Here is a 14,246-nt window from a genome sequence, read left to right as displayed (position 1 = left end):
TGAAATCATGAGTATTCAAGTTAAAAATATTGAAAAACACTTTGGTGCATTCCATGCGCTTAAAAATATTTCCCTAGACTTTCCAGAGGGTGAACTGGTTGCGCTACTTGGACCATCTGGTTGTGGTAAGACGACTCTGCTTCGTATCATTGCAGGTCTAGAGTCAGCCGATGGCGGTCAGGTTTTACTTGAAGGTGAAGATGCGACTAATGTACATGTGCGTGAGCGTCAGGTCGGCTTTGTATTTCAGCACTATGCTTTATTCCGTCACATGACTGTATTTGACAATATTGCCTTTGGTTTACGTGTTCGACCTCGTGCAACCCGTCCTTCGGAAGCTGAAATTAAAAAACGTGTCACTCGTTTACTTGATCTAGTTCAACTAGGCTTTTTAGCAGACCGCTACCCTGCTCAGCTTTCTGGCGGACAACGTCAGCGTATTGCTTTAGCCCGTGCTTTGGCAGTAGAACCTCGCGTGTTATTACTCGATGAACCATTTGGCGCTCTAGATGCCAAAGTACGCAAAGAATTACGTCGCTGGTTACGCAACTTACATGATGAATTGCATATCACTTCAATTTTCGTGACTCACGATCAAGAAGAAGCACTTGAGGTTGCAGACCAGATTATTGTCATGAATAAAGGTAATGTTGAGCAAATCGGTTCACCTCGTGAAGTTTATGAAAAACCTGCAACGCCATTTGTGTTTGATTTCTTGGGTCAGGCAAATCGATTTGAAGGTGAACATACGGAAGGTATTATCCGTATCGGTAATGACCGTATTCAATTACCAACAGCAGTTGAGGCACCTCAAGGAAAAGTGATTGCTTTTGCCCGTCCAGATGAGTTACATATTCACTCGCAACCGCAAGCGAATACCATTGAAGCGACTTTTGTACGTGAAATCTGGATTGCTGGAAAAGTAGTGGCCGAATTACAAGACCGTAATGGACGTTTAATTGAAATTGCTCTGAGCAGTGAAGCTGCAAAATTACATGCATTTAAACCTAATCAAACTGTTTGGGTGAGCGCATCTCAATTGCACTTATTTGCAGACCAAGTTGCTTAAGAAATATATTTGGTGAGGAAATATCTTGCGGATCTTTAGACGCTCCTCACCTCTTTTGAGGAAAAGTGTAAATGAACTTTCAACAATTAAGAATTATCCGAGAAACAGTACGCCAAAACTTTAACTTGACGGAAGCATCGGCTGCACTCTACACATCTCAATCGGGTGTAAGTAAACACATCAAAGATTTAGAAGATGAATTAGGTGTTCAACTTTTCGTTCGTAAAGGTAAACGCCTTTTAGGTTTAACTGAACCAGGACAGTCACTTCTTAGCATTGTTGAACGCATGTTAGTGGATGCTGAAAATATTAAACGGCTTGCTGAAGATTTTAATAAGGTTGATGAAGGAACATTAACGATCGCAACTACGCATACACAAGCGCGTTATGTATTGCCTCCAATCGTTAATCAATTTAAGAAATTATTTCCAAAAGTTCATTTGATTTTACAACAAGCTAGCCCTGTCGAAATTTCAGAAATGCTTTTACAAGGCGAAGCGGATATTGGAATTGCAACTGAGTCTTTAACAACTGAAGAAAATCTGGCTAGTATTCCTTACTATCAATGGCAGCACAGTATTATTACCCCGCAAAATCATCCTCTGGTGCAGGCGGATAAGATCACTCTAGAACTTTTAGCAGAATATCCACTCATTACTTATCATGGTGGTTTTACAGGCCGATCTAAAATTGATAAAGCCTTTGAAGAAGCTCACCTAGATGCAGATATCGTAATGTCAGCTCTTGATGCCGATGTTATCAAAACTTATGTGGAACTTGGCATGGGTGTCGGGATTGTCAATGACGTGGCTTATGATACAGAACGTGATTATCGTTTAAAGCAAACCAAAACTGATATTTTTGGTGTTAATACTACATGGATTGCGGTTCGCAAAGGCCACTTATTACGCGGTTATGGTTACGAATTTATTTCTTTATGCTCACCTGATGCGGATATTAAAGCGCTTAAGAAAATTGCTTACCCAGACGAATAAAAATTAAAAATAAATAAAAGAGCTTTTTAGCTCTTTTATTTATTTTATTAAGTACAAAAAAAACGAGCCGTAGCTCGTTTTTTCTTTTGCGATCTTACCAGTAGAAGTTCACACCAACTTTACCAACTGGTAACCATTGGTATTTATCATCATTACGGATTTCGTTTTCTTCAGCACGTAAGTCTTTATCAAAGTCAGCACCATTAACATTAACAAATGTACCATTTGATTTAAGATTTACACTTGGGTTACCAGTATAGTAAGCACCTAACTCACCAAATACACCCCAGTTTTTATTGATTTTAGGTGCAAAACCAAAACCTAAATATGGAGCGATATCATTTTTATAACTTAATTTACCATCCACTGAACCATTAAAGTTATAATTATTACCATTTACTTTAATAGTACCGTCTTGCGAACGTTTAGTTAGATCGTAATCGTTATCTAAATAAGCAGCACCCGCAGCTACATATAAACCTTGAGCCCAACGGTTAGCACTTGCACCCCATGGACGAATCTCAGCATTTAAGTAGATATTATTGTTATCCATATCTAGGTCATATTTAGTACCATTTACAGAAACATCATCTGTCCATGAAATGTCACCACCATTATAACCAAGAGCCAAACCTACATATGGGTTTGCTTGCCATAACAAAGCACCACCGTAACCAGTTGTACCTACCTCAGCACGTGCCCCCACAGGAATTAATTGGTTTTTGTCAAATGCGTAGCTGTCATGAACAACGGCTTCATCTGCCATAGCAGCGCCAGCAGCGAATAAAGCTGTTGTAGTGACTAATACACGTAATGCTTTCATAGTTTTCTCCTCAAAAAGGCTCTGTTTTTAATTTATTCATCTTGTGACTGAAATCATAATAATGACAGCTTAGATTCTTTTTTATACAAAAAATGCTAGATTTCTGTTATTTTTTGATACAAATTGAGTTAAATTTTTATTTTCAAATCATTTTTGTGTAAAAAACACTTGATTATCTAATAAGCTTATTTTGGTTTATCTCATTTATATCATCAATTAAACGTAACACGTTTTTGAAAGATTCTTGTCACAAATTAGTGTAAAATCTTTAAAATTTTTTATGGAAGGAAGATCATGTCTCAGCTTTCTACAATCATTGAGCAAGCATTTGAAGACCGCGCAAATTTTACTGCAGCAGATTGTTCAAGCGAAATTCGCCAAGCTGTTGAAGAAGCAATTGCTGGTTTAGATAACGGTACACTTCGAGTTGCTGAAAAAATCAATGGTGAATGGGTTGTTCATCAATGGTTAAAAAAAGCTGTTTTATTATCATTTAAACTGAATGACAATAAACCAATCGAGTCATGTGATCTTCGTTTCTATGACAAAGTTGAAACTAAATTCTCTGGTTGGACTGAAGAGCAATTTAAAGCTGCAGGTGTTCGTGTTGTTCCTCCTGCTGTAGCACGTCGTGGTAGCTTCCAAGCTAAAAACGTGGTGTTAATGCCATCTTATGTCAACATTGGCGCTTATGTAGATGAAGGCACAATGGTTGATACATGGGCAACTGTAGGTTCATGTGCTCAAATCGGTAAAAATGTTCACTTATCTGGTGGTGTAGGTATTGGTGGTGTTTTAGAACCATTACAAGCTAACCCAACTATTATTGAAGACAACTGCTTTATCGGTGCGCGTTCAGAAATCGTTGAAGGCGTTATCGTTGAAGAAGGCTCAGTCATTTCAATGGGCGTTTTCATCGGTCAATCAACTAAAATTTATGACCGTGAAACTGGCGAAATCCATTATGGTCGTGTACCAGCAGGTTCAGTTGTAGTTTCAGGCAGCTTGCCATCTAAATGTGGTACTTACAGCTTATATGCTGCAATTATCGTGAAAAAAGTTGATGCGCAAACACGTTCAAAAACAAGCTTGAACGATTTGTTACGCGCTGACTAATTTGTTATAACTCTGTTGCGGAGCTTTAATCGCTCCTCATCTCTACGATCAAACTGATCGTAGAGATTTTATTTTTTATATAGTGTGGTATTTCTAGAATGGCTTCCTTACGTTCCTCTGCAATTCCTGTCTCAGACCCTGCGTCCGGTTTACGCATTACCGAGATTTTTTACTCGTTGCAGGGTGAAGCAAATGCCTCTGGCCTACCGACTGTATTTATTCGTCTAACAGGCTGTCCATTACGTTGTAGCTATTGCGATACCACCTATTCCTTTGAAGGTGGCGAGCGTTTTTCACTTGAACATATCATTGAAACAGCTACACAATTTCAAACACCTTATATTTGTGTGACAGGTGGTGAACCTCTTGCTCAGCCAAACTGTTTGATTTTATTACAACGTTTATGTGAAGCAGGTTTTGACGTCTCTTTAGAAACCAGTGGAGCCCTTGATGTATCAAGAGTGGATCTCCGTGTTTCAAAAGTCCTCGATTTAAAAACTCCAACTTCTGGTGAAGAACATCGCAATCTCATCAGTAATCTTGACCATTTAACACCACGTGACCAAATCAAATTTGTGATTTGTAATCGTGAAGACTATGAATGGTCAAAGCAACAAGTTGAAAAATATCAACTGCAAACCAAAGTCAGTACCGTTTGGTTCTCCCCTGCCTTTGCGGTTGAAAAAGGTGCTGTAGGCCTGCCACGTCTAGCACGTGATCTGGCACAGTGGATACTTGATGATAAATTACCTGTTCGTTTTCAACTTCAGTTACATAAACTGCTTTGGAATGATGAATCAGGTCGTTAATCACTCAATAAAATAAATCATTCCGAATATGGAGAAAAATATGCGCTCTCGTGCCATTGTTTTACTTTCAGGCGGCTTAGACTCAACCACTTGCCTAGCTTGGGCACAAGCGCGCTATGAATGTATTGCTATTAGTTTTATGTATGGTCAACGCTCAACCACTGAACTTGATGCTGCAAAAGCATTAGCTCAGCGTTCAGGTGTTGAACATCGTGTAATTAATATTGATCTAGCAAATTTAGGTGGATCAGCACTTACAGATCACAACATTGCAGTACCAGAACAGTTACAAGAAGGTATTCCTGTAACTTATGTACCAGCGCGTAACACTATTTTCCTCTCATATGCTCTAGCAGCAGCTGAAGTATTTAATGCTGAAGCTATTGTTATTGGTATCAATGCTGTTGATTATTCAGGATATCCTGATTGTCGCCCTGAATTTATTGATGCTTTTGCGAATATGGCCCGTTTAGCAACTAAAGCTGGCGTAGAAGGAAAACCACTTAAATTTGAAACACCCCTGTTACATTTATCCAAAGCGAATATCATACGTTTAGGGATTGAACATGGCGTAGACTATAGTCAAACGGTATCTTGCTACCAAGCAGATGCTCAAGGACGTGCGTGTGGTAAATGTGACAGTTGCCGTTTGCGTAAAGAAGGCTTTATCGATGCTGGTGTTACCGATCCAACACGCTATATACCGTAATAAGTAGGTAAAATTTATGAAGTTGTTAAAATCAAATCTTATTCTTTCATCTTTATTCTCAGCAGCTGCACTTATGGCTGGGTCAGCTCAAGCAGCTGAAAACCCAGTTCAAGCGGCATATAAAAGTACTAACGTTAAAGGTGCATTAGTTAACGTTTGTAAAGAACAAACTGCTAAAGGCGGCAAGTTAAGTTCATCTGAAGTTAGCAAATTCTGTAGCTGCCAAGTTGAAGCACAAGGTAAAGTGACTGAAGCACAAAAATGGGAAATCCAAAGCGCAATCAATGCGAAGAAAAGCCCAAGTTCTCTAGGATTTGTACAACAACAAAACCGTGATCTTAAAGCATGTTTTGGTCCTCAGTTAACAACTAAGCTTGAAAAGTTAACTGAAGATGCAATGAAGGCAGCTCAACAACAAGCTCCTAAGAAATAAGATTTTAATGTCCCAAATTAAGCCTGCATTTATGCAGGCTTTTTTTATAGCTCTGTTAAAATGACAGCACTTTTGACCAATTCATTTGATGTAAGCTATGCAAGAACAATGGAAAACTAATGCTAACCATAAAAGGTCTATTGTCTCATTTAGTGGAGGCAAAGATAGTTCTCTAGCACTCTACCATGCAATGCAGACAGGCGAAGTGATTGGGTTGATCGTAATGCTAGAAGAACAAGGCCAACGTTCTCGCTCACATGCTATGCCTCTTGATATTATTCAAGCACAAGCTAAAGCAATCGGTTTGCCCGTGCTTATGGCTTCATCAAGTTGGAATGACTATGAAGTAAAGTTTATTGAATTACTCAATCAAGCAAAGCAACAAGGAGCCGAGGTACTGGTTACAGGTGACCTTGATATGCCTGAACACGGCTGTTGGCATGATCGAGTAACGCAACAAGTGGGTCTTCAATTAGCAATGCCTCTTTGGCTACGTCCGCATCGTGAAGTTGTTGAAGAATTTATTCAACTTGGATTCCAGAGTGTAGTGGTGACCGTAAACCTTAAACTCGGGATGAAGGTAGGAGATTTAGGAAAAACTTTAACTTTAGAATATATCCAAGAGCTTGAGAACCGTGGCATTGATCCATGTGGTGAGGGCGGTGAATTTCATACGACCGTGATTGATGGGCCAATTTTTAACAAAGCAATCCCTGTAAGAAAACTCAATATTGTTTATCATGAGGAATACGCTTTTTTACCACTTGAATTAAATCAAATTTAACTTTTAAAGGATAAGAAATGTCTGAGAATATTCAACTGCCAAATCAGGTGTTCCCTACTACACACGGCGAAGTGAACTTGACCGAAGTCGAAAATGAATGGCTAATTATTTACTTCTATCCTAAAGATTCAACACCAGGGTGTACAACACAAGCAGTGGGTTTTTCTTGTTTGAAAGATCAGTTTGATGCTTTAGATACCCGTATTTTCGGTATTTCACGTGACTCGGTAAAAGCCCATCAAAATTTTACAGAGAAGCAAGCACTTACTATTGATCTGATCAGTGATAAAGAAGAAATTCTTTGTCATCACTTTGATGTGATTAAAGAAAAGAATATGTATGGTAAAAAAGTAATGGGTATTGAACGTTCTACTTTTATTTTCCATAACAAAACTTTAGTTAAAAGCTATCGCAAAGTTAAAGCAGCTGGGCATGCAGAGCAAGTTCTAGAAGACTTAAAAGCTCTACAAACAGCTTAATAAACTTAAGAAACAAAAAGCGGGCATAATGCTCGTTTTTTGTATATGAACAAATTACTTACTCCTTTACTTTGGCGTATGATAAAGACATTAGAATAATTCACGCTAAGGTATTTACATGAGTCTGCTCAAAGTTTGTAATTTACTGTCTAGTGGTCTTGTTATCTCTGCTTGCTCCGTTAGTTCATCCAGTATGCCGCCCTCAATTACACCATCTACCACGCAAGTTGAAACTCCACCTATAAAAATAAGTTGCCAAGATTTACAAAACCCTGCCTATCAACAAACCGTACTTAAAATAATTAATCAAATTCGCCAGCAATCACGCCAATGTGGACAACAACATTTCGCTGCAACCAGACCATTAAGTTGGAGTAATAATTTATATAAAGGTGCACTTTCTCATAGTGAAGATATGGCAACACACAACTTTCTCGGACATGTTGGCTCCACGGGACTAGATTTAAAATCACGTTTGAAAATTTATAATACACTCGGTAAAGCCAATGGTGAAAATGTCGCGAGTGGACAGAAAACATTAGATGAAGTGATGTCTAGATGGCTGTCGAGTCCCCTACATTGTAGTAACCTAATGAACCCTAAATTTACAACCTATGCAATTGCTTGTGCTTCTGATCAATCTGTAAAACAAAAGAGCTATTGGACTCAACAATTTGGTACACGTTAAAAGGAAAAAAGATGCAATCAGGTTCGATCACCCCTATTTTAAGAATTTTTGATGTCGAGTTAGCTCAATCATTTTATCTTGAGTTCTTAGGTTTTCAGCTTGATTGGCAACACCAATTTGAAGACAACTTTCCGTTATATTTACAAATTTCTAAAGATGATTGCGTTATTCATTTATCTGAGCATTTTGGAGATGCGAGTCCTCATAGTGCGATCCGTATTTATTGGGAACATATTTACGAGCTGCATAGTGAACTAAGCCAAAAAAATTATAAATTTTCTAAGCCTCAGGTTGAAAAAACAGATTGGGAGACACTTGAACTCAGTATCACCGATCCTTTTTCCAACCGAATTATCTTTTGGGCAGATGCTTAATCGATATACATTTACTCAAAATCATCTAAATTAGAGCGATCATCTTCTTCAAAGCGTTGTTGTAACTGTTGATAAGTGCGTGTTTTTTTAAACTCATCTAAAAATTGAATAGTTCCTACAGGGAAAAATTCGGTTTGGATTTCACCACGATAATAAGCTTCACGCATTGGTGTTGCCGAGATAGAGTCTTTTAAACTATCAAGCTCAACCATAATCCACTCAGGAAATAGTCGTAAATAATATGAAGACTCATCCTTAAAGTGTCCAATCAAACCAACTTTTGAGTTCGGTTCAATTACGCCATTCACTAAAGATTTGACTTGTTTTACCCATTTTTCGTCATTATAAACATCTACTACATGTACAAAACGAATGCGTTTTTGCTCTTCTAACGAGAAATTTGACAAGATCATTTGCTCGCGCTCTACTGCTAAGAACGGATTTTTAATATTACGTTCCATTTGAGCAGAACCTAATGCCAAAACGACATAGTGGCTTTGTTGTAAGGCAATTTCAATTGTCTGCATATGAGCTAAATGAAATGGTTGAAAACGCCCTATAAAAACGAGATAGTCAAATTTATACATAATTAGATTTTCACTTTTTATGAACTCACCAGTTAACCGCATTACAAAAAATATGCGCCATAATGAGAACCTAAAAATTAACAACGTGGTTTAAAGCAAGGATAGTACGATGACACTTAGCTGTATTCAACAACCTCATCAACATTTACACGCAAATTTAGAAGGTGGCGTACTCACCTTAGCCATAAATCGCCCAGAAGCAAAAAATGCACTGTATGGCGAACTTTACTTATGGATTGCCAAAGCACTTGATGAAGCTGACCAAGACAAAGATGTACGAGTAATCGTTATACGTGGTGTAGAGCAAGATTTTACCGCTGGTAATGACATGAAAGATTTTATGGGTTTTGTACAAAATCCCAATCTAGGCCCAGCAGGTCAAGTTCCTCCGTTTGTACTCCTTAAATCTGCTGCTAGATTATCGAAGCCACTTATTATTGCAGTAAAAGGTGTGGCTATTGGTATTGGTGTTACGATTTTATTACATGCAGATTTAGTTTTTGCTGACAATACCGCCCTTTTCCAAATTCCATTTGTAAGTCTTGGCCTTTCTCCAGAAGGCGGTGCAAGCCAATTATTGGTTAAACAAGCGGGTTATCACAAAGCAGCTGAACTTCTATTTACTGCGAAAAAATTTAATGCAGAAACCGCAGTACAAGCAAGCTTAGTTAATGAAGTTGTTGAAGATGCTTATGCATCTGCTCAGGCAACCGCTCAACATTTAGCAGCTTTACCACTTGCCTCATTAAAACAAACCAAAGCATTGATGAAACATGATTTAGATCAAATTATTGAATGTATTGATCATGAAGCTGAAATCTTTATGCAACGCGTTCAATCTCCAGAAATGCTAGAAGCTGTACAAGCATTTATGCAGAAACGTAAACCAGATTTCTCGCAGTTTAATTAAAAATCAATTTCTATGATTTGAATAAACTCAAAGGCAGGCTCTTCATAAGGATGGCTTGCCTTTAATGCTTTTGCTACAGCCTGTGCATTTTCTTCAATTACAATTGTTTCAACTCGCCACTCATCAACTTGTTCAAGTTCACCCAGCTCTCCGATATAAGGATCTGCACCTTTGATGGGTTTAAATTGCCCTATTCCTTTCACTTGCCATGCGCAGTGTTCATAATTACCGATACCACCCGCACCAGCAGAAAAAATAGCTTGTTTAGTCGACTCAAGATGTGAATCTGGCACGTAATAAATCAGCTTTAACATAGGTAGAATGACTCAAAACTAGTGAACTTGCTTTAAATCATACCGTTAAAAAAGCTTCTAAATCAAAGTCAGCTCATCATTACCAAATAATTTGCTCCAATAAAGAGGATTTGAATGGCAAGCGCCAAGCCAAACAAGCGCCAGCCCTTATCTTTGGTATACATTGTTCTTATGTGATACTTATTTTTCATCATTTTGATCTCCGATTTTTATCGTTGTTACAGAGAAAGCAAAAATTGATCCAATTTTGAACAAACTATAAAGTGTTAAATAGCCGAATGTCTATAGACTTATAATTTTTCTAAAATGCTTAAAAGAGCTACACTCATTTATATGTAGCTCTTATTCTGAACAAAATTTTAAATTTCAGTGTGCTAGCTGCGTCTTTATAATTTTAAGCATTCGATTTCTTTAAATATCTGTTCTCATATATTGTCATCATAAATGCTAAACCACATAAAATGACGAAGCCGCCAGTCATTGGTATTAATGTACCGTTATATAATTGCCCAATAATAGATGCCAGAATAAGTGACAAAACGGAGGATGCTGCACCAATAATGGCCGATGCCATACCTGCAACATGCCCCATCGGTTCCATTGCAATTGCATTTAAATTTCCAAATAAAGTTCCAAATAATAAAAATAAAATGCAGGCATAAAGCATAAACATCCAGAATGAAATAGCCACACCTAAAAGTTGAATTCCTAAGAAAACTAAAGAAATTAAGCACAAACCTAGAAAGCCATAAATACAGATTGGACGCATACCAAACTTCATAACAATTTTAGAATTTGTAAATGAAGCGATTCCCATCACACCTGCGAGCACAGCAAAATAAGCACTAAACTCTTGCCCTGTTTTACCAAACTGCTGCATAAAAATTTGCTGAGAAGTACCTAAGTAACCAATAAATCCACCAAAGCAAAAACCTGCACATAGCAAATAGCTCATGGTGGTTTTATTACTCACTACTTCTTTAAAGCCCTCTTGAAATGCTTGTAGGCGCATAGGTAAACGATTTTCGGGAAGCAACGTCTCTTCCAAACGTAAAGCAACCCATGCCCCCACAACTGTGGCATAGGCCATATATAAAACAAAGATCTCACGCCAACCAAAGAAATGGATAATGAGCTGGCCCAAACTTGGTGCAATTGCTGGGGCAACCATAAACACCATCATAATTAAAGACATGATGCGGGCCATTTGAGCCCCACTGTATTTATCTCTAACAATTGAAATAGAAGCCACGTAAGGACCTGATACGCCAACCCCTTGAATGAAACGTCCAACTAGAAACCATTCAAAACTTTGTGTGGTAAAACACAACAAACTTCCCAGAAAGTAAATAACAATTCCTGTGAATAAAATACGTTTACGGCCAATCGCATCGGATAGAGGGCCAGCAATCAGTTGACCAATCGTCATACCAGAAAAAATACCAATAATGACCCACTGTGTCTGATTATTATTTTTTAAGTCAAAAACTCGTCCGATTTCGCCCAAAGCAGGTAGGACTGCATCTATTGAAAAAGAAACAATAGACATGAGCAATGCCATTAGTAATGCAAATTCATGGAAATGGATTTTTGATTTCATTTTTCTTCTCTGCTATTTATTAATATCGTACTACATACAAATAAGCCACCTTACGGTGGCTTATTTCAACTTTTATATTACCCGATAAACTTACGTGCATTACGGAACATACGTAACCATGCACCATCCTCAGTCCATTCTTCTGGACTCCAAGAGTGTTGAATTGCACGGAAAGTACGCTCTGGGTGTGGCATCATGATCGTTGCACGACCATCTTTAGATGTTACACCAGTAATCGCTTCCGGCGAACCATTCGGATTCAATGGATAATGTTGAGTCGGGTTACCATGGCTGTCAACATAACGCAAAGCAACTTGATTCGCTGCATTCAAGCCTGCAATATCAGCTTCACTCGCAACTGCACGACCTTCACCGTGTGCTACAGCAATCGGTAAAATCGAACCTTCCATTCCATTAAGCAATACAGAAACAGTTTTTTCAACACGAACGTTTACGCTACGAGCTTCAAAAACTTCTGACATATTGCGGTGGAAACGTGGCCAATGTTCAGCACCTGGAATAAGTGGTGCTAATTGTGACAACATTTGGCAACCATTACAGATACCTAAGCTGAACGTATCTTCACGATGGAAGAATTGTTCAAACTGATCACGTAATTTCGCATTGAACAATACAGATTTTGCCCAACCACCGCCAGCACCCATTACGTCACCGTAAGAGAAACCGCCACAAGTTACTAAACCTTCAAAATCACTTAGACTAACGCGACCAGCAAGTAAATCACTCATGTGCACGTCAACGGTATTGAAACCAACCTTATCAAAGGCTGCTGCCATTTCAATATGACCGTTTACACCTTGCTCACGCAAGATCGCCATATTAGGACGACGTGTGTTAATGAATGGTGCTTCGATAGGTTCATTCAAGTCAAATGTTGGTTTAGCAATTAAGCCTTGATGTGATTTATCTGCAATTAAAGCAAATTCTTGGTCAGCAGTTTCTACGTTATCACGTAAACGTTGGATCTGATGAGATACTTCAGACCAAGCCTGTTGTAACTCTGCGCGCTCTAAAGTCAAACCGTTTACAGATAATTGATCTGTGTTGTTTACACGACCAACTACAGCAATTGCATCTTTTAAGCTAGAAGCAGCAACTTCTGCTTGTAAAGCTTCCCAATCAGCTGCTTTGATTTGAACAACTGCACCAATTTCTTCAGCAAACAAACTTGCTGGAGTTTGGTCTTCTAATGCAACACCTAAACGTGCAGCAAACATCATTTCAGCAACAGTTGCAAGTAAACCACCATCACCGATGTCATGGTAAGCTTGAATCAAGCCACGGTTGTTCCAATCTTGAATTAAAGCAAAGAACGCTTTGAAATCATCAAAACTATCAACGTCTGGAGTGATTGAACCAATTGCTTTATATACTTGCGCAAGAATAGAACCACCTAAACGGAATTGTCCTTTAGATAAATCAATACGGACAAGTACTGAGTCTTCTAAATTCTTAAGTTCAGGTGTTAAAGTCTTACGAACATCAGCTACTGGAGCAAATGCAGTAATTACACCAGTCATTGGAGATGTTACAGCTTTATCTTCACCATTATCATTCCAAGTGGTACGCATTGAAAGCGAGTCTTTACCTACAGGAATCGCAATTCCTAAAGCAGGACACATTTCCATACCAATCGCTTTCACACCTTCAAACAATGCTTGGTCTTCACCTTTTTGACCAGCAGCAGCCATCCAGTTTGCAGAAAGTTTGATATCGCTAATTTGTTCAATGTTTGCACATGCAATATTGGTAATTGCTTCAGCAACTGCCAAGCGAGCAGATGCTGCTGGATTTAACAATGCAACTGGTGGACGTTCACCCATTGCCATTGCTTCACCAGTGAACCCTTGTAGGCTCGTAGTCGTTACTGCTGCATCCGCAACAGGAATCTGCCAACGACCAACCATTTGGTCACGTGCAACCATACCTGTAATTGAACGGTCACCAATGGTGATTAAGAATGACTTAGACGCAACTGTAGGATTTTTCAATACACGGAAAATCGCATCTTTCAAATCAACTTTTGAAGCGTCAAATTCGTTACCTTTGCGTTCAATTGTTTCATAAGAACGTTGCATACGCGGTGTACCGCCAAGCATTACTTGCATTGGGATATCAACTGCATTGTTCTGGAACAATGGATCTTCAACAGTTAAATGACGAGCTTCAGTTGCTTCACCTAACACGGCAAATGGACAACGTTCACGAGCACAGATTGATTCGAACTGTTCTAAAGACTCTGGGCGAATTGCAAGAACATAACGCTCTTGAGCTTCATTTGACCAGATTTCCATTGGGCTCATGCCCGGCTCTAATGAAGGAATTTTACGAAGGTTAAGAACTGCACCTAACTCATGATCATTCACAAGTTCAGGCATAGCATTTGATAGACCACCCGCGCCAACGTCATGTACAGAAACGATTGGGTTGAAGTCTTCTAAACGCCAGCAAGTATCGATTACTTCTTGACAACGGCGCTCCATTTCTGGGTTTTCACGTTGTACAGAAGCGAAATCAAGGCTTTCACCCATTGTA

The 14,246-nt window shown here is 38.7% G+C and carries 17 protein-coding genes; 11 read left to right on the top strand and 6 right to left on the bottom strand.

Annotation, left to right across the window (positions count from 1 at the left end):
• The first annotated feature begins 7 nt into the window (after positions 1 to 7).
• The gene (locus J536_RS20815) at positions 8 to 1,069 is read left to right on the top strand and encodes a sulfate/molybdate ABC transporter ATP-binding protein (protein WP_002118816.1); all 1,062 of its coding nucleotides are present in this window, start codon (positions 8 to 10) and stop codon (positions 1,067 to 1,069) included.
• A gap of 71 nt (positions 1,070 to 1,140) precedes the next feature.
• Positions 1,141 to 2,064 (top strand): CysB family HTH-type transcriptional regulator, encoded by a 924-nt coding sequence (locus J536_RS20810; protein WP_002118601.1) that lies wholly within the window; start codon positions 1,141 to 1,143, stop codon positions 2,062 to 2,064.
• 94 nt (positions 2,065 to 2,158) lie between these two features.
• On the opposite strand, the gene carO is transcribed toward J536_RS20810, so the two are convergent.
• Positions 2,159 to 2,887 carry an ornithine uptake porin CarO type 4 gene (gene carO, locus J536_RS20805; RefSeq protein ID WP_032063836.1) on the bottom strand — a complete coding sequence of 243 codons (729 nt, stop codon included), beginning with the start codon at positions 2,885 to 2,887 and terminating at the stop codon, positions 2,159 to 2,161.
• Between the two features lie 294 nt (positions 2,888 to 3,181).
• Here carO and dapD point away from each other — a divergent pair, with 294 nt between their 5' ends.
• From dapD to J536_RS20765, 8 genes are all read left to right on the top strand, one after another.
• Positions 3,182 to 4,003: a 2,3,4,5-tetrahydropyridine-2,6-dicarboxylate N-succinyltransferase gene (gene dapD, locus J536_RS20800; RefSeq protein ID WP_002118664.1), complete on the top strand. Its 822-nt coding sequence runs from the start codon at positions 3,182 to 3,184 to the stop codon at positions 4,001 to 4,003.
• A gap of 98 nt (positions 4,004 to 4,101) precedes the next feature.
• Positions 4,102 to 4,812, top strand: coding sequence for a 7-carboxy-7-deazaguanine synthase QueE (gene queE / locus J536_RS20795; protein ID WP_032063834.1), 711 nt, complete (start codon positions 4,102 to 4,104; stop codon positions 4,810 to 4,812).
• Positions 4,813 to 4,852: 40 nt separating this feature from the next.
• Complete coding sequence (gene queC, locus J536_RS20790; RefSeq protein ID WP_002118843.1) at positions 4,853 to 5,521, top strand: 7-cyano-7-deazaguanine synthase QueC; 669 nt, start codon at positions 4,853 to 4,855, stop codon at positions 5,519 to 5,521.
• A gap of 16 nt (positions 5,522 to 5,537) precedes the next feature.
• Positions 5,538 to 5,954, top strand: coding sequence for a hypothetical protein (locus J536_RS20785; RefSeq protein ID WP_005073124.1), 417 nt, complete (start codon positions 5,538 to 5,540; stop codon positions 5,952 to 5,954).
• 97 nt (positions 5,955 to 6,051) lie between these two features.
• Positions 6,052 to 6,738, top strand: a complete 687-nt coding sequence (locus J536_RS20780) for a diphthine--ammonia ligase (RefSeq protein WP_032055208.1) — start codon at positions 6,052 to 6,054, stop codon at positions 6,736 to 6,738.
• A 17-nt stretch (positions 6,739 to 6,755) separates the two neighbouring features.
• Complete coding sequence (locus J536_RS20775) at positions 6,756 to 7,217, top strand: peroxiredoxin (protein ID WP_032055206.1); 462 nt, start codon at positions 6,756 to 6,758, stop codon at positions 7,215 to 7,217.
• Between the two features lie 118 nt (positions 7,218 to 7,335).
• Positions 7,336 to 7,905, top strand: a complete 570-nt coding sequence (locus tag J536_RS20770; RefSeq protein ID WP_005073120.1) for a CAP domain-containing protein — start codon at positions 7,336 to 7,338, stop codon at positions 7,903 to 7,905.
• 11 nt (positions 7,906 to 7,916) lie between these two features.
• Complete coding sequence (locus J536_RS20765) at positions 7,917 to 8,279, top strand: glyoxalase superfamily protein (protein ID WP_005067793.1); 363 nt, start codon at positions 7,917 to 7,919, stop codon at positions 8,277 to 8,279.
• A gap of 11 nt (positions 8,280 to 8,290) precedes the next feature.
• Here J536_RS20765 and J536_RS20760 read toward each other — a convergent pair whose 3' ends face one another.
• Positions 8,291 to 8,866, bottom strand: coding sequence for a nicotinate-nicotinamide nucleotide adenylyltransferase (locus tag J536_RS20760; RefSeq protein ID WP_002119001.1), 576 nt, complete (start codon positions 8,864 to 8,866; stop codon positions 8,291 to 8,293).
• Positions 8,867 to 8,975: 109 nt separating this feature from the next.
• On the opposite strand from J536_RS20760, the gene J536_RS20755 reads away from it, so the two are divergent.
• Positions 8,976 to 9,776, top strand: a complete 801-nt coding sequence (locus J536_RS20755; RefSeq protein ID WP_032055202.1) for an enoyl-CoA hydratase-related protein — start codon at positions 8,976 to 8,978, stop codon at positions 9,774 to 9,776.
• Here J536_RS20755 and J536_RS20750 read toward each other — a convergent pair.
• From J536_RS20750 to purL, 4 genes are all read right to left on the bottom strand, one after another.
• Positions 9,773 to 10,090, bottom strand: a complete 318-nt coding sequence (locus J536_RS20750) for an NGG1p interacting factor 3 protein, NIF3 (RefSeq protein WP_032055200.1) — start codon at positions 10,088 to 10,090, stop codon at positions 9,773 to 9,775. The genes J536_RS20755 and J536_RS20750 overlap by 4 nt on opposite strands.
• 68 nt (positions 10,091 to 10,158) lie before the next feature.
• A complete protein-coding gene (locus J536_RS26430; protein ID WP_002118600.1) occupies positions 10,159 to 10,284 on the bottom strand; it encodes a KGW motif small protein in 126 nt (41 codons plus the stop codon).
• A 200-nt stretch (positions 10,285 to 10,484) separates the two neighbouring features.
• Positions 10,485 to 11,690, bottom strand: coding sequence for a multidrug effflux MFS transporter (locus tag J536_RS20740; protein WP_032055197.1), 1,206 nt, complete (start codon positions 11,688 to 11,690; stop codon positions 10,485 to 10,487).
• A gap of 77 nt (positions 11,691 to 11,767) precedes the next feature.
• The coding region (gene purL, locus J536_RS20735) for a phosphoribosylformylglycinamidine synthase (RefSeq protein WP_032063832.1) at positions 11,768 to 14,246 on the bottom strand (2,479 nt) is incomplete at its 5' end.

The sequence above is a fragment of the Acinetobacter sp. 809848 genome, assembly GCF_000581275.1.
GTDB classification, from domain to species: domain Bacteria; phylum Pseudomonadota; class Gammaproteobacteria; order Pseudomonadales; family Moraxellaceae; genus Acinetobacter; species Acinetobacter pittii.
The sequence above is the reverse complement of the archived record's forward strand: the minus strand, read 5'-3'. Positions and strand labels throughout refer to the sequence as shown.

Coding starts and splice junctions, on each gene's coding strand:
- J536_RS20775 (WP_032055206.1), top strand. CDS start 6,756: ATGTCTGAGAATATTCAACTGCCAAATCAGGTGTTCCCTACTACACAC.
- carO (WP_032063836.1), bottom strand. CDS start 2,887: ATGAAAGCATTACGTGTATTAGTCACTACAACAGCTTTATTCGCTGCT.
- J536_RS20785 (WP_005073124.1), top strand. CDS start 5,538: ATGAAGTTGTTAAAATCAAATCTTATTCTTTCATCTTTATTCTCAGCA.
- J536_RS20755 (WP_032055202.1), top strand. CDS start 8,976: ATGACACTTAGCTGTATTCAACAACCTCATCAACATTTACACGCAAAT.
- queC (WP_002118843.1), top strand. CDS start 4,853: ATGCGCTCTCGTGCCATTGTTTTACTTTCAGGCGGCTTAGACTCAACC.
- J536_RS20810 (WP_002118601.1), top strand. CDS start 1,141: ATGAACTTTCAACAATTAAGAATTATCCGAGAAACAGTACGCCAAAAC.
- J536_RS26430 (WP_002118600.1), bottom strand. CDS start 10,284: ATGATGAAAAATAAGTATCACATAAGAACAATGTATACCAAAGATAAG.
- J536_RS20760 (WP_002119001.1), bottom strand. CDS start 8,866: ATGTATAAATTTGACTATCTCGTTTTTATAGGGCGTTTTCAACCATTT.
- J536_RS20780 (WP_032055208.1), top strand. CDS start 6,052: ATGCAAGAACAATGGAAAACTAATGCTAACCATAAAAGGTCTATTGTC.
- J536_RS20740 (WP_032055197.1), bottom strand. CDS start 11,690: ATGAAATCAAAAATCCATTTCCATGAATTTGCATTACTAATGGCATTG.
- J536_RS20815 (WP_002118816.1), top strand. CDS start 8: ATGAGTATTCAAGTTAAAAATATTGAAAAACACTTTGGTGCATTCCAT.
- queE (WP_032063834.1), top strand. CDS start 4,102: ATGGCTTCCTTACGTTCCTCTGCAATTCCTGTCTCAGACCCTGCGTCC.
- J536_RS20750 (WP_032055200.1), bottom strand. CDS start 10,090: ATGTTAAAGCTGATTTATTACGTGCCAGATTCACATCTTGAGTCGACT.
- dapD (WP_002118664.1), top strand. CDS start 3,182: ATGTCTCAGCTTTCTACAATCATTGAGCAAGCATTTGAAGACCGCGCA.
- J536_RS20765 (WP_005067793.1), top strand. CDS start 7,917: ATGCAATCAGGTTCGATCACCCCTATTTTAAGAATTTTTGATGTCGAG.
- J536_RS20770 (WP_005073120.1), top strand. CDS start 7,336: ATGAGTCTGCTCAAAGTTTGTAATTTACTGTCTAGTGGTCTTGTTATC.